Annotated in this window: 19 protein-coding genes; 7 read left to right on the top strand and 12 right to left on the bottom strand. The window is 70.0% G+C overall.

What is annotated here, in order from left to right; translation table 11 throughout:
• Window positions 1-59: 59 nt before the first annotated feature.
• Genes DFR72_RS32525 through DFR72_RS32515 form a run of 3 tightly spaced genes read left to right on the top strand, consistent with a single transcriptional unit; the run spans window position 60 to window position 2,448 of the window.
• Entirely contained in the window at window positions 60-389 is a 330-nt protein-coding gene (locus tag DFR72_RS32525; RefSeq protein WP_245983708.1) for an ArsR/SmtB family transcription factor, read from the top strand.
• A 24-nt stretch (window positions 390-413) separates the two neighbouring features.
• Complete coding sequence (gene arsB, locus DFR72_RS32520) at window positions 414-1,487, top strand: ACR3 family arsenite efflux transporter (RefSeq protein ID WP_090070459.1); 1,074 nt, start codon at window positions 414-416, stop codon at window positions 1,485-1,487.
• Window positions 1,474-2,448 (top strand): ArsO family NAD(P)H-dependent flavin-containing monooxygenase, encoded by a 975-nt coding sequence (locus DFR72_RS32515; protein WP_090070460.1) that lies wholly within the window; start codon window positions 1,474-1,476, stop codon window positions 2,446-2,448. Before arsB ends, DFR72_RS32515 begins: the two co-directional genes overlap by 14 nt.
• On the opposite strand, the gene DFR72_RS32510 is transcribed toward DFR72_RS32515, so the two are convergent.
• Entirely contained in the window at window positions 2,438-2,791 is a 354-nt protein-coding gene (locus DFR72_RS32510; protein WP_090070461.1) for an ArsR/SmtB family transcription factor, read from the bottom strand. The two genes, DFR72_RS32515 and DFR72_RS32510, sit on opposite strands and share 11 nt — an antisense overlap.
• Window positions 2,792-2,870: 79 nt before the next feature.
• On the opposite strand from DFR72_RS32510, the gene arsM reads away from it, so the two are divergent.
• Window positions 2,871-3,629 (top strand): arsenite methyltransferase, encoded by a 759-nt coding sequence (gene arsM / locus DFR72_RS32505; RefSeq protein WP_090070462.1) that lies wholly within the window; start codon window positions 2,871-2,873, stop codon window positions 3,627-3,629.
• Here arsM and DFR72_RS32500 read toward each other — a convergent pair.
• From DFR72_RS32500 to DFR72_RS32480, 6 genes are all read right to left on the bottom strand, one after another.
• Window positions 3,619-4,242 (bottom strand): DUF1345 domain-containing protein, encoded by a 624-nt coding sequence (locus tag DFR72_RS32500; RefSeq protein WP_090070463.1) that lies wholly within the window; start codon window positions 4,240-4,242, stop codon window positions 3,619-3,621. The two genes, arsM and DFR72_RS32500, sit on opposite strands and share 11 nt — an antisense overlap.
• A gap of 67 nt (window positions 4,243-4,309) precedes the next feature.
• Window positions 4,310-5,104, bottom strand: coding sequence for an alpha/beta fold hydrolase (locus DFR72_RS32495; protein WP_090070465.1), 795 nt, complete (start codon window positions 5,102-5,104; stop codon window positions 4,310-4,312).
• A gap of 9 nt (window positions 5,105-5,113) precedes the next feature.
• Window positions 5,114-5,947 (bottom strand): alpha/beta fold hydrolase, encoded by an 834-nt coding sequence (locus DFR72_RS32490; protein ID WP_090070467.1) that lies wholly within the window; start codon window positions 5,945-5,947, stop codon window positions 5,114-5,116.
• A gap of 80 nt (window positions 5,948-6,027) precedes the next feature.
• Window positions 6,028-8,778: an ATP-binding protein gene (locus DFR72_RS32485; protein WP_090070469.1), complete on the bottom strand. Its 2,751-nt coding sequence runs from the start codon at window positions 8,776-8,778 to the stop codon at window positions 6,028-6,030.
• 184 nt (window positions 8,779-8,962) lie between these two features.
• Window positions 8,963-9,112 carry a hypothetical protein gene (locus DFR72_RS45855; protein ID WP_170176513.1) on the bottom strand — a complete coding sequence of 50 codons (150 nt, stop codon included), beginning with the start codon at window positions 9,110-9,112 and terminating at the stop codon, window positions 8,963-8,965.
• Window positions 9,113-9,357: 245 nt separating this feature from the next.
• The gene (locus DFR72_RS32480) at window positions 9,358-10,200 is read right to left on the bottom strand and encodes a MerR family transcriptional regulator (RefSeq protein WP_090070470.1); all 843 of its coding nucleotides are present in this window, start codon (window positions 10,198-10,200) and stop codon (window positions 9,358-9,360) included.
• Between the two features lie 147 nt (window positions 10,201-10,347).
• On the opposite strand from DFR72_RS32480, the gene DFR72_RS32475 reads away from it, so the two are divergent.
• A complete protein-coding gene (locus DFR72_RS32475) occupies window positions 10,348-11,889 on the top strand; it encodes a hypothetical protein (protein ID WP_090070472.1) in 1,542 nt (513 codons plus the stop codon).
• Window positions 11,890-11,947: 58 nt separating this feature from the next.
• On the opposite strand, the gene DFR72_RS45850 is transcribed toward DFR72_RS32475, so the two are convergent.
• Window positions 11,948-12,112, bottom strand: coding sequence for a hypothetical protein (locus DFR72_RS45850; protein WP_170176512.1), 165 nt, complete (start codon window positions 12,110-12,112; stop codon window positions 11,948-11,950).
• Window positions 12,113-12,221: 109 nt separating this feature from the next.
• Complete coding sequence (locus tag DFR72_RS32470) at window positions 12,222-13,124, bottom strand: NAD-dependent epimerase/dehydratase family protein (protein WP_090070473.1); 903 nt, start codon at window positions 13,122-13,124, stop codon at window positions 12,222-12,224.
• 227 nt (window positions 13,125-13,351) lie between these two features.
• Between DFR72_RS32470 and DFR72_RS32465 the strand changes: the two genes are divergently transcribed.
• On the top strand, window positions 13,352-13,990 hold the full coding sequence (locus DFR72_RS32465) for a TetR/AcrR family transcriptional regulator (RefSeq protein WP_090070475.1): 639 nt from the start codon (window positions 13,352-13,354) through the stop codon (window positions 13,988-13,990).
• Between the two features lie 114 nt (window positions 13,991-14,104).
• On the opposite strand, the gene DFR72_RS32460 is transcribed toward DFR72_RS32465, so the two are convergent.
• On the bottom strand, window positions 14,105-14,767 hold the full coding sequence (locus tag DFR72_RS32460; protein WP_090070548.1) for a TetR/AcrR family transcriptional regulator: 663 nt from the start codon (window positions 14,765-14,767) through the stop codon (window positions 14,105-14,107).
• A 101-nt stretch (window positions 14,768-14,868) separates the two neighbouring features.
• On the opposite strand from DFR72_RS32460, the gene DFR72_RS32455 reads away from it, so the two are divergent.
• The gene (locus tag DFR72_RS32455) at window positions 14,869-15,354 is read left to right on the top strand and encodes a YybH family protein (protein ID WP_090070477.1); all 486 of its coding nucleotides are present in this window, start codon (window positions 14,869-14,871) and stop codon (window positions 15,352-15,354) included.
• A gap of 135 nt (window positions 15,355-15,489) precedes the next feature.
• Here the strand turns inward: DFR72_RS32455 and rph are convergent, their stop codons facing one another.
• Both rph and DFR72_RS32445 read right to left on the bottom strand, forming a co-directional pair.
• Window positions 15,490-18,081 carry a rifamycin-inactivating phosphotransferase gene (gene rph, locus DFR72_RS32450; RefSeq protein WP_090070479.1) on the bottom strand — a complete coding sequence of 864 codons (2,592 nt, stop codon included), beginning with the start codon at window positions 18,079-18,081 and terminating at the stop codon, window positions 15,490-15,492.
• 230 nt (window positions 18,082-18,311) lie between these two features.
• The coding region (locus tag DFR72_RS32445) for a penicillin-binding transpeptidase domain-containing protein (protein WP_114773843.1) at window positions 18,312-19,498 on the bottom strand (1,187 nt) is incomplete at its 5' end.

Below are 19,498 nucleotides of genomic sequence, written 5' to 3'. Positions count from 1 at the left end.
GATGCAGATCACACTCCGTGTATCGACTTTTGTCAATCCAAGCCGCTATGGTCGTCGTCATGACGAGCCCGGAGAAGACGCTGCTCGACTCGGCGACCGCCGCCCGCCTGTTCAAGGCGCTCGGCGACCCGATCCGCGTCGAGCTCGTCAGCCTGGTGCGCCGGACCGAGGGCCAGGAGGCGTGCTTCTGCGATCTGGCCGACCAGTTCGACATGCCGCAGTCCTCTCTCAGCCACCACCTCAAGATCCTCGTCAACGCCGGTGTGCTCAGTCGTGAACGCCGCGGTACCTGGAGCTGGTACCGCATCGACAACTCCGCGATCGACACCCTCGCCGCCGTGCTCGCGCCCGGAGGTCCGTTGCGCGACACCAGCGCCTGCTGCGACTGACCCGACCACATCTGAAGGAACCCGTTGAACACCAGGGAAACCGCGGCACCGGACGTGCTGCACCGACTGTCCTTCCTGGACAGACTGCTGCCGGTGTGGATCGGCGTCGCCATGGTCGCCGGACTGCTGCTCGGCCGGTTCGTCCCCGGCCTGCAGGGCGTGCTGGACGCGGTGGAGGTCGACGGCGTCTCGCTGCCGATCGCCCTCGGCCTGCTGCTGATGATGTACCCGGTGCTCGCGAAGGTCCGCTACGACAAGCTCGACACGGTCACCCGCGACAAGCGCACGATGGTGCTGTCGCTCGTGCTGAACTGGGTCCTCGGCCCCGCGCTGATGTTCGCGCTGGCCTGGATCTTCCTGGCCGACCTGCCCGAGTACCGCACCGGCCTCATCATCGTCGGTCTCGCCCGCTGCATCGCCATGGTCATCATCTGGAACGACCTGGCGTGCGGCGACCGCGAGGCCGCCGCGGTGCTCGTGGCGCTCAACTCCGTGTTCCAGGTCGTCATGTTCGGCGTGCTCGGCTGGTTCTACCTCGACCTGCTGCCCGGCTGGCTCGGCCTGGACACCGCATCCGTGGACTTCTCCGCGTGGGAGATCGCCAAGTCCGTGCTCATCTTCCTCGGCATCCCGCTGCTGGCCGGCTACCTCAGCCGCAAGCTGGGGGAGCGGTCGAAGGGCCGGGACTGGTACGAGTCGAAGTTCCTGCCGCGCGTGGGCCCGATCGCGTTGTACGGCCTGCTGTTCACGATCGTCGTCCTGTTCGCGCTGCAGGGCGAGACCATCACGAACCGCCCGCTCGACGTCGTCAGGATCGCGCTGCCGCTGCTCGTCTACTTCGCCATCATGTGGGCCGGTTCCTACGCGCTCGGCAAGGCGTCCGGACTCTCCTACGAGCGGACCACGACGCTGGCGTTCACCGCGGCGGGCAACAACTTCGAGCTCGCCATCGCCGTCGCGATCGGGGTGTTCGGCGTGACCTCCGGTCAGGCGCTGGCCGGTGTGGTCGGGCCGCTGATCGAGGTGCCCGTGCTCGTTGCGCTCGTGTACGTCAGCCTCTGGCTGCGGCGTCGCTGGGTGACCCGTGCTCGAGTCTGACGTCGTGGTGATCGGCGGCGGTCAGGCAGGGCTGGCCGCCGCCTTCTACCTGCGCCGCGCGGGCATCGGCCACGTGGTGCTCGACGCGCAGCCGATGCCGGGCGGAGCGTGGCCGCTCACGTGGAACTCGCTGCGCCTGTTCTCCGTCGCCCGCAACAGCTCGCTGCCCGGCCGGCCCATGCCGTCCTTTCCGGACGGTTACCCGACCGCGCAGCACGTCGTCGACTACCTCACCGACTACGAGAAGCGCTACGACATCCCCGTCCACCGGCCCGTCCAGGTCACCTCGGTGACCCGCGACGGCGACCGGCTGCTGGTGCGGACCGACTCCGGCACCTGGTCCGCGCGGTACGTCATCAGCGCGACGGGCACCTGGTGGCGACCCTTCCGGCCGCTGATGGACCTGCCCGGCCGCCAACTGCACACCGTGGACTACCGCGACCCGCTCGAGTTCGCGGGACAGAAGGTCGTCGTGGTCGGCGGCGGCAACTCCGGCGCGCAGATCGCCGCCGACCTCGCGCCGCACACCGAGCTGACCTGGATGACCCGCCGGCCGCCGCGGTACATGCCCGACGAGATCGACGGCAAAGCTCTGTTCGACATCGCCACCCGGCGCGGCAGTGTCAGCGACCTCGGCGACATCGTGGCCGTGCCGCCCGTCCGCGAAGCCCGCGACAACGGACTGCTCGTCGCCAGCCCGATGGACGCCGAAGCCTTGTCCGATGCGGACGTCGTGGTGTGTTGCACCGGATTCCGGCCCGCCCTGAGCCATCTGGCCCCGCTGCGACTGCGCGACACCGGAGGCCACGTCGCCGTCGAGGGCACGACGGCCGTGGAGGAACCGCGCCTGCACCTGCTCGGCTACGGCGGCTGGACCGGCCCCGCGTCCGCAACCCTCATCGGGGTCGGGCCGACCGCGAAGGCGGCGGTCGCGAAGATCGCGGCGACGCTCAGGCCGTGACCGCGCGCCGTTCGCCCACGCTGCTCAGCACCGCGGCCATGCGGTCGGTCGTCTCCGGGCGCACCCAGTAGTAGACCCACGTACCCCGGCGCTCGCAGTCGACCAGGCCCGCCTGCCGCAGCAGCTTGAGGTGGTGCGAGATCGTGGGCTGGGACAGCTCGAACGCGGGCGTCAGCTCGCAGACGCAGACCCCGGCCTCGGGTCCCGAAGCGATCATCGAGAGCAGCCGCAGGCGCACCGGGTCGCCGAGCGCCTTGAACATCATCGACAGCTCGGCCGCCTGAACCGCTGCCAGCGGGTCCTCCGGCAGCGGTGCGCAGCAGCCCGCCTCTTGCTTCGACATCTTTCAATATTGACGGCACTCGGGCTTTCGCGCAACACTGCATAGACAAACGTCGATACAGCCTGGAGGTAGCCCCGTCATGAGCGAGCAGACCGAGCTTCGCGAGACCGTTCGCGCCCGCTACGCCGCCGCCGCGACCGCCGTCGTCCAAGGTGGAGGCGGCTGCTGCGGGCCGCAGACCGCGCAGGTCGACGAGACCTTCGGCGCCACGCTCTACCCGGCGGCGCAGCGCGACGAACTGCCCGCCGAGGCCGTGGCCGCCTCGCTCGGCTGCGGCAACCCCATCGCCGTCGCCGAGCTCCGCGAGGGCGAGCGGGTGCTGGACCTGGGATCGGGCGGCGGCATCGACGTCCTGCTCTCCGCGCGCCGCGTGGGCGCCACCGGCAAGGCCTACGGCCTGGACATGACCGACGAGATGCTCGCGCTCGCAGTGTCCAATGCGGACAAGGCAGGCGCCACGAACGTCGAGTTCCTCAAGGGGAACATCGAGGCCATCCCGTTGCCCGGCGGCACCATCGACGTCGTGATCTCCAACTGCGTCATCAACCTCTCCGTCGACAAGCCCGCCGTGTTCGCCGAGACCTTCCGCGTCCTGCGCCCCGGTGGCCGCATCGGCATCTCCGACGTGGTGGCCGACGACCACCTCACGCCCGCCGAGCGAGCGGAACGCGGTTCCTACGTCAGCTGCATCGCCGGCGCTCTCACGTTCTCCGAGTACCGCGAGGGCCTCGAAGCCGCCGGGTTCACCGACATCGAGATCACGCCGGCCTACGAGGCGGCCGACGGCATGCACGGGACCATCGTCCGCGCGGTCAAGCCACTCGGCGTCAGCCGCTGATCACGCCGATGGCGATGCCGAGCATCGCGGTGTTGTAGATGAACGACAGCACGCCGTGCGCGAGGATCCGCAGCCGCATCCCGGAGGTCTGCGAGTCGACGTCGGAGACCGCGAAGGTGGTGCCGACGGTGAACGAGAAGTACGTGAAGTCGATGTACGTCGGGTGTTCGGTGCCGGGGAACGCCAGCAGCTTCTCCGGCAGGGCGCTGTAGTAGGCCTGCGCGTAGCGGTCGGCGTAGCCGAAGTGCAGGATCGCCCACGCCAGCAGCACGGCGAGCACGCCGAAGGCCTTGTCGACCACTGCGGCTTGGGTGCCTTCCTCGATGAGCACGATGGTCAGGCCGGACGTGATCCCGACGAGGCTGGTGAACAGGGTGAACAGGGTGCCGCTGCGGCGGCCCAGGGCGGTCTTGACCCAGGCGCCCTGGTCGTCGCCCGCCCGCTTGCCGCGACTCAGGCGGATGACGCGGATCATGAGATAGACGACGGCGATGAGGTCCCACAGCGCGATCCACCTGGTGTCGTTCACGTCCGCGAAGAAGATGGGGACGCCGAGCAGGGCGAGTGTGCCCTCGAGGATCCGGGACAGCACGATGGACGGACTGAAACGCATGACTTTCCTTCGTCGGAACGGCAGGGGCGGCCCCGCGACCTGAGGATCGCGGGGCCAGGGGGAGACGTCAGCGCGCGGCGCGGAGGACGAGGTCGACGACCGCGTCCGGACGCGAGACCGCCACGGCGTGCGAGGCTTTCTCGACGGTCACGGTGGCGCGTGAACCGGCCCGGTCGGCCATGAACCTCTGCGCCCGCAAGGGGATGTTCTTGTCGGCGCCGGCGAGCAGGAACCACGAGGGGGTGCTCGCCCAGGCGGGTGCGCCGGACGCCTCGTTCAGGGCCGCGTCCCGGATGGGGCGCTGGGTGGCGGCCATCAGGGCGGTCTGCCGCGCCGGGACGTCGGCCGCGAACTGCTGCCGGAAGAGCGAAGGCTTGATGCTCAGGTCCGTCGAGCCGTCGGACAGCGCGACCGGCGCCAGCGTCTCACCCAACGTGCTGCCGGGGTACTTCGCGGCGAGCTGCGCCGCGGCCTCACCCTCAGCGGGGGCGAAGGCGGCGACGTACACCAGTGCCTTCACCTTCGGGGAACGCGCCTTGGCGTTGGTGATGACGGCACCGCCGTAGGAGTGACCGACGAGCACGACAGGCCCGTCGATGGCGGCGAGGTGCGCGTCGAGGGTCTCGGCGTCGGAGGCGACTCCGCGCAGGGGGTTGGCCACGGCGACGGCGGTGAAGCCTCGCCGCTGCAGCCGCTCGATCACGGGGTTCCAGCTCGAACCGTCCGCGAAGGCGCCGTGGACGAGGACGATCGTGGGCTTCTGCCCGGTTGCGACGGCGTTCGACGTGCCGAACAGAGCGAGCCCGGCGACAGCGGCGAGTGCGGCCAGCAGAGCGGTGATGCGGTGCTTGCGTCTGTGCATGTCCGGTTCTCAGTCTGTGAGGAAGGCGAGCAGGGCGGCGTTGACCTCGGCCGCGTGGGTGAGCAGAAGGCCGTGCGGGGCGCCGTCGATCTCGACGTAGCGCGCGTCGGGCAGGCGGCGGCGGAACTCGCGGGCGGTGGCGTCGATCGGCAGGATGCGGTCGGCGGTGCCGTGCAGGATCAGCGACGGCACGTCGATGCTCTTCACGTCGTCCCGGAAGTCCGTCAGCCACGCCGGGACGCACGCGTACGCCGCCACGGGCGCCGAGGCGATGGCGGTGGCCCAGTTCGCCCGCAGCGCGGCATCGCTCAGCCGGGAGCCGAGCGTCTCGTCGGTGTTGAAGAAGTCGACGAAGAAGTTCTCGTACCAGGCATAGCGGTCGGCCTCGGCCTGCTCGGCGATGCCGTCGAACACCGACTGCGGCACGCCCGCCGGGTTGTCCTCCGTCTGCAGCAGGAACGGCTGCAGCGCACCGAGGAACGCCGCCTTCGCCACTCGCTGCGAGCCGTAGGTGCCGAGGTAGCGGGCGACCTCACCCGAGCCCATCGAGAAGCCGACGAGGACGACGTCCCGCAGGTCGAGCCGGGTCAGGACCTTGTCCAGGTCAGCGGCGAAGGTGTCGTAGTCGTAGCCCGTCATGGTCTTGCTCGACCGGCCGAAGCCCCGGCGGTCGTAGGTGATGACGCGGTAGCCGGCCTTGACCAGAGCGTCGGTCTGCTTCTCCCAGGACTGCCCGTCGAGCGGGTAGCCGTGGATCAGGACGACCGGCTGGCCGGAGCCGTGGTCCTCGTAGTACAGCTCGACGTCGGTCGAGTTCTCGGTGCCGACGGTGATGGTTCCCATGGTGCCTTCCCGCGCCCGTCCGCCGTGTGCGGACAGGGCATGGCAAGAACCTAGGAAGCGAGCAGGGCCGTTCGCGTCCGTCAGACGACGTCTTCGGCGTACGTCATCGTGCCGCGCAGCACAGCGGCGAGCTCGCCGCGGGACGTCACGCCCAGCTTGGGGAACATCCGCTGGAGGTGCGTGCTCACCGTCCTGGGCGAGACGTACAGCCGCTCGCCGATCTCCCGGTTGGTCAGCCCCTGCGCGGCGAGCTGGGCGACGTGCAGCTCGGTCGAGGTGAGCCGGTCGACGGCGGCCGGGTCCTGACGGGGCGAGGAAGTGCCGGCGGCGCGCAGCTCCTGGCGTGCCCGCTCCGCCCAGGCCGACGCCCCGAGCGCGTCGAAGACCTCGCAGGCGGCCTGCAGGACGACGCGGGACTCCGCGGGCCGGCGGTGCCGCCGCAGCCACGCGCCGAGGGCGAGGTGCACCCTCGCCCGTTCGAACGGCCAGTCGACGGGGACGGCGTCGAGGGCCGTCCGGTAGAGCTGCTCGGCGGCGTCCGGCGGGCTGAGCAGGGCGTGTGCGAGGCGCAACCCGCACAGCAGGGCGGGTGAGGGGGTCTGTTCGGCGAGTGGGGCCAGCTCCCGCAGGACCTTCCGCGCCGCTTCGGCGGACTCGCTGCGCACGGCCGCCTCGACCAGCTCGGCGACCCCGTAGAAGCGCAGCCAGGGGTGGAAGGCGGGGTCGGCCGGCTCGAAGACGCGGCGCAGGTGCCCGAAGGCGTCGCCGTAACGGCCCTGGCAGAGGGCTGCCTGCCCGCGGGCCATCTGCACGATGGCCAGCGCCGGGCGCGCGTTGCCGGGAAGCGCGGTGCGTTCCGCCTCTGCCGCCCAGGCCTCCGCGTGTGGGTCGCCGCAGACGGCGGCGAGCTGTGCGCGGATGGCGTGCACCATCGCGTGCACGAGGGGCTGACCGGTCTCGCGGGCCAGCTCGGCGGCCTCCTCGGCGGCGAGGTGAGCGGCGCGCACGTCACCGAGCCGCGCGGCGCTGCCCGCCTGGACGCACAGGGCCCTGGCCAGCATCGACAGCCGGCCCTGTGCCCGCAGGGCGTCCAGCGACCTCGAGGCCAGCCGGCTCGCCAGGGCGGGCGCACCCACCGTCACCGCGGCAGCGCCCAGGAGCTGATCACCTTCGGCGTCCTCGGACGACCGGTCCAGCTGACCGGTCAGGGCCTCGAGGACGGCTCGTCCGCGCTCGACCGGCGCGCAGTACGCCCGCAGGGCCACCAGGTCGGCGTTGCCCGCGTCCACGGGCATCCGGTCGGCGGCGGCGGCGACCCGCCGGCGAGCAGCCGGGCCCGGCTCTCCCCAGAAGCAGTGCAGGACCGCGCCCCACAGCATGCGCAGCCCCAGCACGGGCTCGCCACCGGCGGCGATCCCGACGGCCAGCTCGGCCAGTTCGGCGGTCGCGGTGCCCTCGCCCTGCGCGGCCCCCTCGACCAGGGCGATGCCGACCCAGGCCGCACGCCCCTGGTCCCGGACCGAGAGGTCCAGCGAGCGCGCCTGGGCCAGCAGGTGCGCGGCGACGTCGCATTGACCCGACTCCAGGGCGAGCTCGGCCGCACGCAGCAACCGGTCCGCCCGAGCGGAGGGGTCCGCGGTCAGCTCCGCAGCTCGCCGCAGCGCGGCCAGTGCCGCGGCGACACCACCTCGCCGCAGAGCCCTGCCGGCCGTGGAGTCCAGGTCTCGCGCCGCTTGCTCGTCGGAACCGGCGGTGGCGGCAGCGCGGTGCCACGCCTGCCGGTCGGGCTGCCCCTGGAGCTCGCAGGCGAGAGCGGCGTGCGCGGCCTGCCGTTCCGCGGCAGTGGCCGCGTGGTGCATGGCCGAGCGGACGAGCGGGTGCCGGAAGACCAGGTCCCAGGGCTCCACCAGGCCTGCCTTGACCGCCGGTTCCAGGGCGCCGACGTCGACCGCTCCGCCGAGCATCCGGGCAGCGGCGGCGAGGCACTCGTCCATCGTGCCGTCGCCGTTGAGGGCCGCGAGGAGGAGGACCGCCCTGGTGTCGGCCGGAAGACGGGAGACCCGGGCCGTGAAGGTCCGCTCCAGCCGCTCGGTCAACGGCAGCGGACCCGGCGTGAGCGCGTACGCCCCACCGACCGACTGCAGCGCGACCGGCAGCTCGGTCAACGCCAGCGGGTTCCCGGCCGCCTCCACCAGCAGCCGCCGCCTGACGTGCTGCCCCAGGCCGGGCGCCACCGCGTCCAGCAGCTCACCCGACACCTCCTCCGTCAGCGGGTCGAGCTTCAGCACGGGCAACCCGGCGCCGCCGAGCCGGTCGTCGAGGCTGCGGGTGACGGCGACCAGCGCGAGCGGGTCGGACTCGATCCGCCGCGCGACGAACCCGAGCACGTCGAGACTGGCCCCGTCCATCCAGTGAGCGTCCTCGACGACCACCAGCAACGGCGCCTTCACCGCCGCGTCCGACAACAGCGTCAGCGCGGCCAGCCCGACGAGGTAGAGGTCGGGCACGACCTCGTCGGCGAGCCCGACGGCCGCACGCAGCGCAGCACGTTGCCGTCCGGGCAGGTCGTCGATCCCGTCCCGCAACTGGTGGACCAGCTGGTGCAGACCGGCGCAGGGCACGTCCTCTTCGGACTCCACCCCCACCGCCGTGATGACCCGCGTCCCGCGCTCCGACGCCTGCGCCGCCGCCTCGGCGACCAGCGCCGACTTGCCGATCCCAGGGGCACCGAGGACGACCACCGCGCCACCCGACCCGGAGGCGGCCTGCTCGACCAGGGCAGCCAGTGCCCGGCGCTCCGCCTCGCGACCCAGCAGCGCCCGTCGTTGCATGCCGCGCTCTCTTCCCGTGTGACTCCCCGCTGCCGGCAAGCGCCGCGGCCACGCCCAACGGGCCGGCCCTGCGAGGGCTTCAGTGCCCGCAGGATATTTGAGCACCGGGGTTGAACATCGCACGGGCTTGTTGCGGGAGGAGGCGGCGAGCTTCAAGTGAAGATGACGGGACGTGGTCGCCTTGTCAGTTCTCGGAGGAGGTCCGCGGTGCGGCCGGCGGCTCCTGGAAGAGGTCCGTCCACGTCGGCTGGTCCAGCTGCGACGAACCGGGCGCCCCGTGCGGGCGGTGCGTCTCGGGGTGGCTGAACAGGGTGTCCGGCGCGTGCAAGGTCATGAGGGTGCTTCCGATCGTTCCAAGAGTGCTGTGTGGCCGCGTAATACCCACCGTCCTCCGGGTTCAACCCGGTGTCCCCCAATCATGATCGAGCGGGCCAACCGGCCCGCGCATCGCACACGTCGCGGGATACCCCGAGCCGTTCTGGCGACCCGATGGCGTCACCGCGGCGGCGTGGCGAGGACGACTGCCGAACTCGTTCTCGCTTCTCGCGCAACGGGAACGATATCGCCGGCCATGCCGGGTCAGCTGTCCACGGCGTGGTCCTGGGCCATGAGCCTTCCCGTGAGTTCCACGCAGCGGAGCCGGGCGGGGGAGAAGCCGTAGGGCATCTTGGTGATGGCTTCGGAGACGCTCATCAGCGCGGGCTCCTCGCCCGTCAGATCGGCGTCGTAGGTCTCGAAGAGCTTCTCCTCGTCGGCGTCCAGTCCGTCTGCCTCGATGACCTTCACAACGGCTTTGTGGTGGGCGTACCGCTGTGCGGCGAGTTCTTCGACGCGGGGATCAAGGGGGTCGACGCCGTCGTCGAGGCCGGCCTCGGCAGCGTCGAGACGGTCTTCCTCGGCTCGCAGGTCGGGGTAGGTGGCCAGCACGATGAACGAGCTCGCCTGGATGGCAGCACCAAGCGGGCCGAACATCCGCTCCGTGACCAGCAGGGCGTCCAGGTCGGAGCGACGCAATGCGCCCTGAGGCAGGTGGCTGAGCCGGTCCGTCACCAGTTCGGAGAGCAGCCCGAGCGGGCTGCCCACGGCCCGCAGGCGCTCGACGACGGCGCGCTGGCGTTTGATGCCGGCCTCCTTGGCGGCCAGGGTCTCCTCCAGCCGGCCCAGACTCTCCTCGATGTCCCGGTCTTCGCGGAAGGCGGCCCGCATGTCGTCCAGGCTGATGCCGGCCTCCGCCATCCTGCGGATCCACAGCAACCGGATCATGTCGTCGTAGCCGTAACGGCGCCGGCCGTCCGTGCCGCGCTCGGGCTCGGGCAGCAGACCGATCTCGTGGTAGTGGCGGATCGCGCGCGGCGTGGTTCCGGCGAACGCGGCCGCATCACCGATCTTGACCTGCTGGGGAGGCGTGAAGGAGGGGTGCATCGAGGAAGGGACCTTTCGTGCCGTGGTACCTCCACGACATCACATACCGCTACGGCATGTGCAACACGCGCAGGCTTCTGGTGACGCCCGCGACATCATCGACGCCGAACTCCACTTGGGTGCCGCTGAGGCGCCAGAATCGTCTGCATGCTGACCCCGCCGCAGATCCGTCGCAGACTGGGTGAAGGTGCCGTAGCGGCCGTGCAGGGCGGCCGGCTCGTTCTGGACGAGACCGCGTCCTGGCTCACCTCGGTGACCGCACGTGAGTTCTTGCGGATCGACCACGATGCTCGCCAGTTCCGCTACGAACGGCCGACGCTGGGAAGGCCGGAGGAGTGGACGAGTGAGGTTCTGGCGAGTCCGTTGCCCGTCGTCGCGGTACTGGCCAGCATGCACCCCGACGGATACGTGCGTGAGCGCGCCGTTCGGTCCTTGGTCACCTCCTTCGACGCGTTGAGCGATCGTGCCCTGGCAGTCCGAGTCAACGACCACGTTCGAGTGATCCGCGAGGTGGCTGCGGGCGAGGTGCTGCGACGACGGACGTTGGATCACGCCGGCCACGTGGTGCCGCTACTGCGTCGGATCGAGCAGCGAGGCCGGGGCTTCGAGGTCTCGGCGCTGTACCTGCACGCACTGGTCACCGAGCACGGCGAGGCGGACGTGTGGGCCCACTTCCGGAGGTCCACGGACCACGACCTTCGCCGTGCCGCCTTCCGGCACAGCTTCGACTCCGGACTGCTCGGGTTGCCGGACGCGGTCGTGCTGCTGCCCGGAGAGAGGGACCAAGTGGTCCGCCGGCGGCTCATCGAGGTCATCGCCGACTCGGCGACTCCTGATGTGATCGCCAGGGTGCTGCTTCGCGACCGGTCCGCCGAGAGCCGCACCCTGGCATTGGTGAAGCTGACGGCCGCGCAGCTCGACCCCGCCGACGTGGAGCGGCTTCTGCTCGACTCCTCTGTGCTCACCCGGTTGTGGGCTCGTCGTCGCTGGCAGGAGATGGGACGCGATCCAGCCGTTGTCTATGCCACGTGCGCACATTCCACCGCCAAGCCCGTCGTGCGCGCTCGCGCCTACATCGGGCTCGCCGAGACCGGCACCGCCATCGAACGGCAGGAGATCGTCGGCCTCGTCCGCAGCACGGAGCTTCCGCTGCGGAAGGTCGGCCTGTCGTTGCTCCGGGGCGGTGCCACCGCCGAGGACATCCCGTTGTTGCTCCGGTCGGTAGCCGGTGACCACTCGCGAGTGGCCCGGCTGGCCAGCGAGGTCCTCGTCAGCAGCCCTCGGCTGTGGTCTCTCACCGATCTGGCCCCGCTCAAGTCAGCAAGGGATCCGGAACTTCGCCGCCGGGCATGGTGGCTTCACCGCCGCCGCGGCGGGTGGGAAGCGGTCATCGCTGATCTCGAGCTCCTCCACGACTCAGACCCGCGGTTGGCCGCCTTGGGCCGGCAGCGCGAGTTGCCGATGTACCTGCAGCCGACCGCCACCCAGCAGCGCCGCATCACGGAGCTGCTCTCCACCGTCCCCATCGGGCGCGATCAACGCAGCTCCATCGCGTTCGCTGCAGGACTTCCCGACCTGCCCCGCCCCTCCGCGGCGCAGGACTGCGCACCGGTCCCGCACTCCGAATCGGTACCAGCCACGTCTCGCAGGCAGTGGTGGCGCATCTGGAACCGGCCGTCGAGCATGTGACAGCCAGCTTGGCCAAGGGGGTTACCGACCGGCGATCGGTACCCTTTCCTGCCTTGTGTCAGCGGCGGCGCAGTGACTGCCTCACCACGTAGACCCCCAGCAGGCATCCACCGAGGAACAGCAGGATCGGCACGACCAGCGGCAGTTCGAGCAGCAGGGTGGCCACTGTGGCGGCCGCCGCCAGGAACATGCCCACAATGCCGTTGCGACTCCTGGGATCCATCTCGCTCCTCGCGGTCGGTCAATGAGGCTGATTCAGCGCAGCTTCTTTGTACATCCCATCGAGCAGGAGCGAGCGTTGCGGCGCCATAGCTGTTGTGGCGACAGGAGTTTCAGCTCACTTCGTCGCGGACGGCGGTGTCGAGGTCGGTAGGGGTCAGGCCGAAGGTGCCGGCCGTCTCCGTCGCGTCCATGTGGAACGGCGCGTACCACTGGTAGTCCATCTCCGCCATCTCGCGGGCGATCGGCACGACCAGTCCGGCTGCGCGCATGACGAAGCGCGGCAGCTGGATCAGTTTGATCGGTGGTCGGCCCGCTGCGGTGGCGTAGCGACCGGCAAGCTCGCGGATCGTGATGGCGGGCGGGGACGGCACGTGCCAGGCCCTGCCCCACGCCCGTTCTTCCGACGCGAGCGTGACCAGTGCCTGTGCCATGTCGGTGTTGACCGTGAAGGTGTGCGGCATGTCCAGGTGACCGGTGATCCAGGCCGCCTTGCCCTTCGTCAGGGCCGGCTCGACGAGCAGGGAGTAGATGCCGTTGGCGCCCCTGCCGATGTAGTCGGAGCCGCGGACCTCGACCGTGCGGATGCCCGCGGCGAGGGCCTGTTCCCACATCCGCTTGCGCAGCCGTCCTTTGTGTCCGGTGGCGGCCATGGGGGTGCGTTCGGTCATCAGGCCACCGGGCTGCGGGCCGTAGGCGTACATGCTGCCGGTCAGGGCGAGGACGGCGTCGTTCGCCTTGGCGGCGGCGATGGCTGCTGCCTGCAGGGGCGGCAGCAGGCGTTCCCACTCCGTGTAGGAGGGCGGGTTGGCGCAGTGGTAGATCGCCTGGGCGCCGCGGGAAAGTTCGGTCAGGCTGGATGGATCGGATGCGTCCGCAGCGACCCGGTCGATCAACGGGTGCTCGGGCCCCGAGCCGCTGCGGGTGATGATCCGGACGTTGTGGCCGCGCTCGACGAGCAGACGAGCGACGTTGCTGCCGATGGATCCGGCGCCGATGACGACGTGTTCGACCATGACGGTTCTCTCCGTTCCAGAGTCTCGGTCAGTGATCCACGCCGGAGCCGGTGTAGGGCGTCGCGGTCGCCTTCATCGTGATGCGGCAGATGTGGTGAACCATGATCGACCTCTCGCTTTCTAACAACGTTAGATTTTCTAACGTTGTTAACCATGATGCATGCCGTCAGCGCGGTCAAGGGCGGTGGCTAGTGTTCGAGGACACCATCGAGGCGAAGTGACGGACCATGTCAATCAGCACGAGGCGGGCCCGCGAGCGCGCGAACACCCACGAGCGGATCATCGAGGCGGCGCTGCACGTGCTCGAGACCGAAGGCCCTGCGGCTCTGACGATCCGGCGCATCGCCGGCGATGTCGAGTACTCCGCACCCGTCGTCTACCAGCACTTCGCCAACAAGGACGCGCTTGTCCTGGAACTGGTGGCGTACGGCCACCGCCTGATGCTGGCCGAGGTCCTGCACGCCTTCCAGGAGGCCGATGTGGACCTGCGCATGAGACGCATGGCGTCGCAGTACGTGCGGTTCGCCGGCGAGCACCCCCACCTCTACCAGGTCATGAACGCCCCGGCGATTGATGCGGACGAGCGCGGGCGCGCCGCACAGCCGGCCGTCGACGCCCTCAAAGAGTTGCTCACCACGTGGTCCGCCAGACACGGCGTGGTGCTGGCCGATCTCGACGAGGCCTGCGAGACCCTCTGGGGCACGATGCACGGCATCGCCTCTCTCGGCCACCTCGGCCACCTCGGCAACGTCGGCAACGACCGCGCCCGGCGTCTGGCCGAACAGGCCCTGCACGCGATTCTTCTCGGCTGGCGTGCCGAGGCAGCGGCCAATGACCGAGATCAGCGAGAGAACGTGCAGGGCTGACGCCGGCCCGCTCAGGTCTTCCGGCTGGGGTGCCACGCTCACGGCTCAAGCGTCGACATGTATCCGCTCGACCAGCTGTGGATCAACCCCGAGACCGGCAAGGCGCACCTGCGGTCAGGACGAATCGCCTCGGACCGCGGGCAGGCCGGCGGCGGTCGCCGCGACGAAGCGCTGCAGCGTCGGCCGGAAGGGCGGGAACACCGCCGCGATCCCGGGTTCACGGGCGTAGAGCTCGGCGAGCGTCGGTGGTGGCTGGGACAGCGGGTACAGCCTGCCGACGAACGCTCCCGCGGCGAACACCACGGACGAGCCGTCCCTGCCGCTCAACTCCGGGCACACGGCCATGATCTGCTCACCGGTCCGCGCGTACATGTCGATCGCCCACAGCTTGTACGTGTGCAGCACCTCGAGCGAGACGTTGTGCTCCAGCATGGTTTCGGCGTGGCCGATCAGGTCGCAGTACAGGGGCCGCTCAGCGAAGGAGTCCGCCAGCGCCGAGGCCATCTGGTCGATGCCGGACGCGCTCTTGAGCCGGTCACGCACCGCGTCGGCCCAGTCCGTGCCGTCGCGCATGGTGATCTGCAGGTAGATCTCTTCGCGGGTGCCGAAATAGCGCAGGACGTTGGACTTCACCAGCCCGACGGCGGCCGCGACGTCACCCAGGCTGACCTGGGCCACGCCCTTGTCGAGGGCGAGGTCGCGGGCAGCCGCGAGGATCGTCTCCCGCCGCTGCTCCTTCTGGTCCGGGCGTCGTGCCCGCCGGAACGACGCTTCCATGTCGCTGGGCACTCTACCAGGAGGTTTTGTTAAAAGTACGGTGTTCCTTTATTGTCGTGCCGGTCAGCACCACACCCCTGCGCGGCCGGAGGCCACGACTCATGACCCAGCAGCAGCGCTCCCTGTCCGCGACGGTCGACGAGTTCGTCGACGCCTTCAACGTCAACGACCTCGACCGCGTCATGGCCTTCTTCGCCGACGACGCCGAATACGAACCGGGTGACGGCGCGAAGCACAGGGGCAAGGCCGCCATCCGTGCGGAGTTCGCGCCCCAGTTCGCCGGCAGGTACGGCGCGATGCGCTTCGACGTCCACGACAAGCTCGTCGACGAGTCCGGGCGACGCGCGGCGATCCGCTGGGCGTGCCGGATCGACGTCTCCGGGCGGCACGGCCGCGGCGTCTACCCGCTCCTGCGGTTGATCGGGCTGCTGCGGCACGGCCCGCGCATGGTCTGGCAGGGAATGGACGTCTTCCACTTCGACGCCGACGGCTCGATCACCGGCAAGTACTCCTACGCGAACTTCAAGGTGCCGCCGATGAAGCGCGACAGGGGAGAGCCGTGGAGCGCTGCCGCGTCCACCAGGTGACTCCGCGGCGGAAGTGCAGGTGATCGGGTGAACGCAGTCATCCGAATTCGATCTTCGACTCGAACACCGTTGCCCGTGCCGCGCGTGAACCTCACGCGCCAACCCGCCCGTAGCCGCGCTCCGCGCAACGAATCGTCAGGTCGTGGGAAGGATTTCGACGTACCCGTCGGTGCCGTTCACGCGGATCCGTTGCCCGTCCTGGATGAGCCGGGTGGCGTGCTCCAGGCCGACGACCGTCGGCAGGCCGTACTCCCGTGCGACCACCGCGCCGTGGGTCATCAGGCCGCCGACCTCCGTCACCAGGCCGGCGATCGCCACGAACAGCGGTGACCAGCTGGGGTCGGTGTAGGCCGTGACCAGGATGTCGCCCGGTTCGATCTCCGCCTCGGCCATGTCCAGGACGACCCTGGCCCGTCCCTCCACGGTTCCGCTGGACACCGGCAGTCCGACGAGCGCGCCGTCCGGCAGGTCGTCGCGCCGGTACGAGCCGGTGATCGTCTCACCGTCCGAAGTGAGCACTCGGGGTGGTGTGAGTGCCTGGTAGGACCTGAAGTCGTCCCTGCGCCGGCGGATGAGTTCGTCGTCGGCCTCGTTCGTCCGGATCACGTCGCGAAGTTCTCGCAACGTGAGGAAGAAGATGTCCTCCCTGTCGGCGAGCACGCCGGTGCCCGCAAGGCGTTCGGCTTCCTCCAGCAGGGCCTGCTTGTAGACGAAGTAGCGGCTGATCATGAAGTACTTCGGGTACTCGCGGTATCCGGCGAAGGTGCGGACCCGGTCGATCATCCGCTTCGTCTCGCCGGCCTTCCCGTCTCCGCCCGGCAACGCCCGCAGGCGCTCCAGCAGTTCCTCCTCCTTGTCCTCCGCCGTTTTCCGGCCCTGCTCGAAGCGGCGTTCGCCGGCACCTTGCTCGAAGTTCGCGACGTTGGTGAGGATCAGGGGCAGCAGGGTGCTCGGGTACTCGCTCCACCGCGGCCTGGTGATGTCGATCTCGCCGACGCAGCGCATGCCGTACTTGCCCAGGTAGTGCCGGATGGCGTCACGTGCCTGCGGCCCGCCGTCGAGACCGGCCATCTCGTCCAGGAAGTCGTCGCCCTGGACTTCCTGCAGGAAGGCCACCACTTCCGGGTGCGGGCGGATCACGTCGGCGACGTCCAGGAGTTCCAGTCCCATCTCGGCCGTGACGTTGTGGGGCGCGGAGAGGGTGAGGGTGTCGGCCGCGTTCTTCTCGCCGAGCCACTCCCGCAGCTTCTCGTTGAGCCACCGGGTCGCCTGCATCCCCGCCACGATCACCTGGTTGCTGCGCGCATCGAACAGGATCCGGCGCAACTCCGGGAAGTCGGCGAGGACGAAGTCGAGCAACTCGACCCCGGACTTCGCCCGGATCTCGCGCTTCAGCGCGGCCACCGACGTCTCGGCGTCGCCGATCAGCTCGGTGACGACGTCCGGATCGGTGTCGATCGTGGCGGGCTCGGCGCCGGGAATCGGTGGTGCCGCTTGCCCCGCCGGCGCCGGCGGGAGAAAACCGTCGCGTTCGAGGACGGTCCGCAGCGCGTCGCCCATCAGCGGGTCGGACTTCCCCGCCACGTCCAGGAACGCGGTGCGGCTGGCCGGTGCGGTCAGGATGCCGGTGACGTCGACGAACAGGCGCCCGCCCGCCTCGGCCATGGGCCGGGGTGTCGTCAGCTGCCACACGGACAGTCCCAGCGGCCTCATGGCGTCGGTCATCATCTGCTGGTGGCCGACGGACACGTAGACGCGGTTCTGCTCGTCGACGGCCTCGGGGACGGGGAACAGCGTGGTGATCGGCCTGCTCTGCACGAACTGGAAGCCGCCGTCGGCCAGGCACCACTCGATGTCCTGCGGCCGGCCGAAGTGCGCCTCGATCCGCCTGCCGAGCTGTGCGAGCCGCACGACCTGTGCATCCGTGAGCGCGGGCTGTTCCTGCTGAGCCGGATCGATCGCCTGTTCCCGCGTCCCGCCGTCCGGCACGGCCTCGATCGCGAGCTTCTTGGCCGCGACCGCCCTGGTGACGACGCCGCCGTCGCGGACGCGGTAGACGTCGGCGTTCACCCGGCCGGACACCAGCGCCTCACCTAGGCCGAAGCTCGCCTCCACACAGGACACCGTGCGGTCGGACGTGGCGGGATCGGCCGTGAAGAGCACACCGGCCGCGTGCGGGAAGACCATCTCCTGCACGACCACGGCCATGTGGACCTCGCGGTGGTGGAAACCGTTGCGCTGCCGATAGATCACGGCCCGTTCGGTGAACAGCGAGGCCCAGCACCGGCTGACGTGCCGCAGCACCGCGTCCGGCCCGGCGACGTTCAGGTACGTGTCCTGCTGGCCCGCGAAGGATGCCCATGGCAGGTCCTCCGCCGTGGCACTCGATCGAACGGCGTAGGCGGTCCGATCGTCGAGACGGCCCATGATCTCGGTCGCCACGTCGTCGGGAACGATCATCTCCTCGATCGCCTGGCGGATCTCCGCACTGCGCGCCCGGATCGCCTCCCGGTCGTCCGGACCCAGGCGTGCCAACCGATCCAGCCGTTCGCCGATCGACGACGCGTCCCGCACGACCCGCCGGAAGGCTTCTGTCGTCACGCAGAAACCGGCCGGCACGCGGATCCCCTCGATCCGCGACAGCTCTCCCAGGTGCGCTCCCTTGCCGCCGCAGAGCGCGACCTGCGCCTGGCCGATCTCCTCGAACCCCAGCACGTAGCTGCCCATCCGCCGGCTTCCCCCATCCGCCCTGCCGGGCTCGTCATGCACGCCGGGTTCCGCTGTTCCGGCGCAGGCGGGAGATTTTGCGCCACGACAGGGGTCTTGCCGCAAGACCCCTGTCGTGTTATAAGTTGAAGTGGCAGGAAGACATGGTCTTCCTGCCACTTCTGTTCTCGGGGCGTGGTCGCCACCCCGCTGGCGCCGGGCCCGCCACCAGTCCTGGTCACACCAGGGGGTCAGCCGGGGTGCGGTGCGGACGGCACTCCAGGAGCGGGAGGCGGCAAGATCGCGGCAGGGGAGAGCGGCTCCGGCGCGGATGTCGTCGTGGGAGGCAGGACGGGGCCGCTGCTGACGGAGAGCATCACTGGTGCGCCTCGCAGGGAGAGGCCCCGCAGCGACTGGGCGATCACGGCGCCCCGCGGCTTGGGCGAGCTGATGGACACGGTCGTCACCTGGTAACCCGCGTCGCGCAACATCGCCGACGCCTTGCTGATCTCCGAGCCGACGACGTCCGGCACCGTCAGCTCGGGATCGCCGTGCACGTAGCGCTCCTCGACCTGCGGCAGGGGCTTCTCCGGTAGGCCGGCGTGCACCTTCGTCATCGTGTCGAACCAGGTCGCGGCGGGCACGGTGCCGCCGTAGATGTTGCCCTTGGAGCACAGTCGCGGTGGTCCGCCGCCGATGCAGATGCCCTTGGGCGAGGTGCTGTCGTTGAACACCTGGACGGCGCCCGCGTAGTCGGGGGTGGCTCCCAGGTACGCCGCGGACTTGTACTCCTCGGTCGTCCCGGTCTTGCCCATCATCGGACGCTTCCACCCTGCCTGGCGCGCTGCCTGTGCCGAGCTGCCGATGCCTTTGCTGTCGTCGCCCAGGCCGGCGGCGAGTGCGTTGGCCAGCGGTTCCGGGACCGCCTGCTCGCACGGAGGTCGTTTCAGCTCAACGGGTTCGCCGTCCCGGTCGAGCACCCGCCGGATCGGGGTGGGTTTGCACCACGTGCCGCCGCTCATGATCGTCGCGGCGACGTTCGCGAGTTCGAGGGTGCTCGACGGTGCGGGGCCCAGGGTGAAGGAGGCGTTGGCGTCGGCGGTGTAGTACTGCTTTTGAGAAATCCGCAGATCCTTGGGGCCCTTCGTGGTGGGCGGTACTCCGGCGATGTTCGTGGCCATCGTCCTGCGCATGCCGAGCCGGGACGCCATGTCCACCACCGCATCAAGCCCGGTCTTCTCCTCCAGCATCACGAACGCCGTGTTGGGTGACGTCGCGAGCGCTTGTCGCAGCGGCATTTGTGGCGGGTAGCGGTCGTTGTGGTTGGACAGGCAGTACCAGCGGGTGTTCGGTTCGCCCGTGGCGGGACAGGAGGTGGCGCCGCCCTTGAAGACCTTGGAGGTGTAGGAGTTGGGGGAGGGGATCACCGTGTCGATGC

It is taken from the genome of Lentzea flaviverrucosa (assembly GCF_003350445.1).
Classification (GTDB): Bacteria; Actinomycetota; Actinomycetes; order Mycobacteriales; family Pseudonocardiaceae; genus Lentzea; species Lentzea californiensis.
Note: the sequence above shows the minus strand (reverse complement) of the source record. Positions and strands in the feature narration are given on the sequence as shown.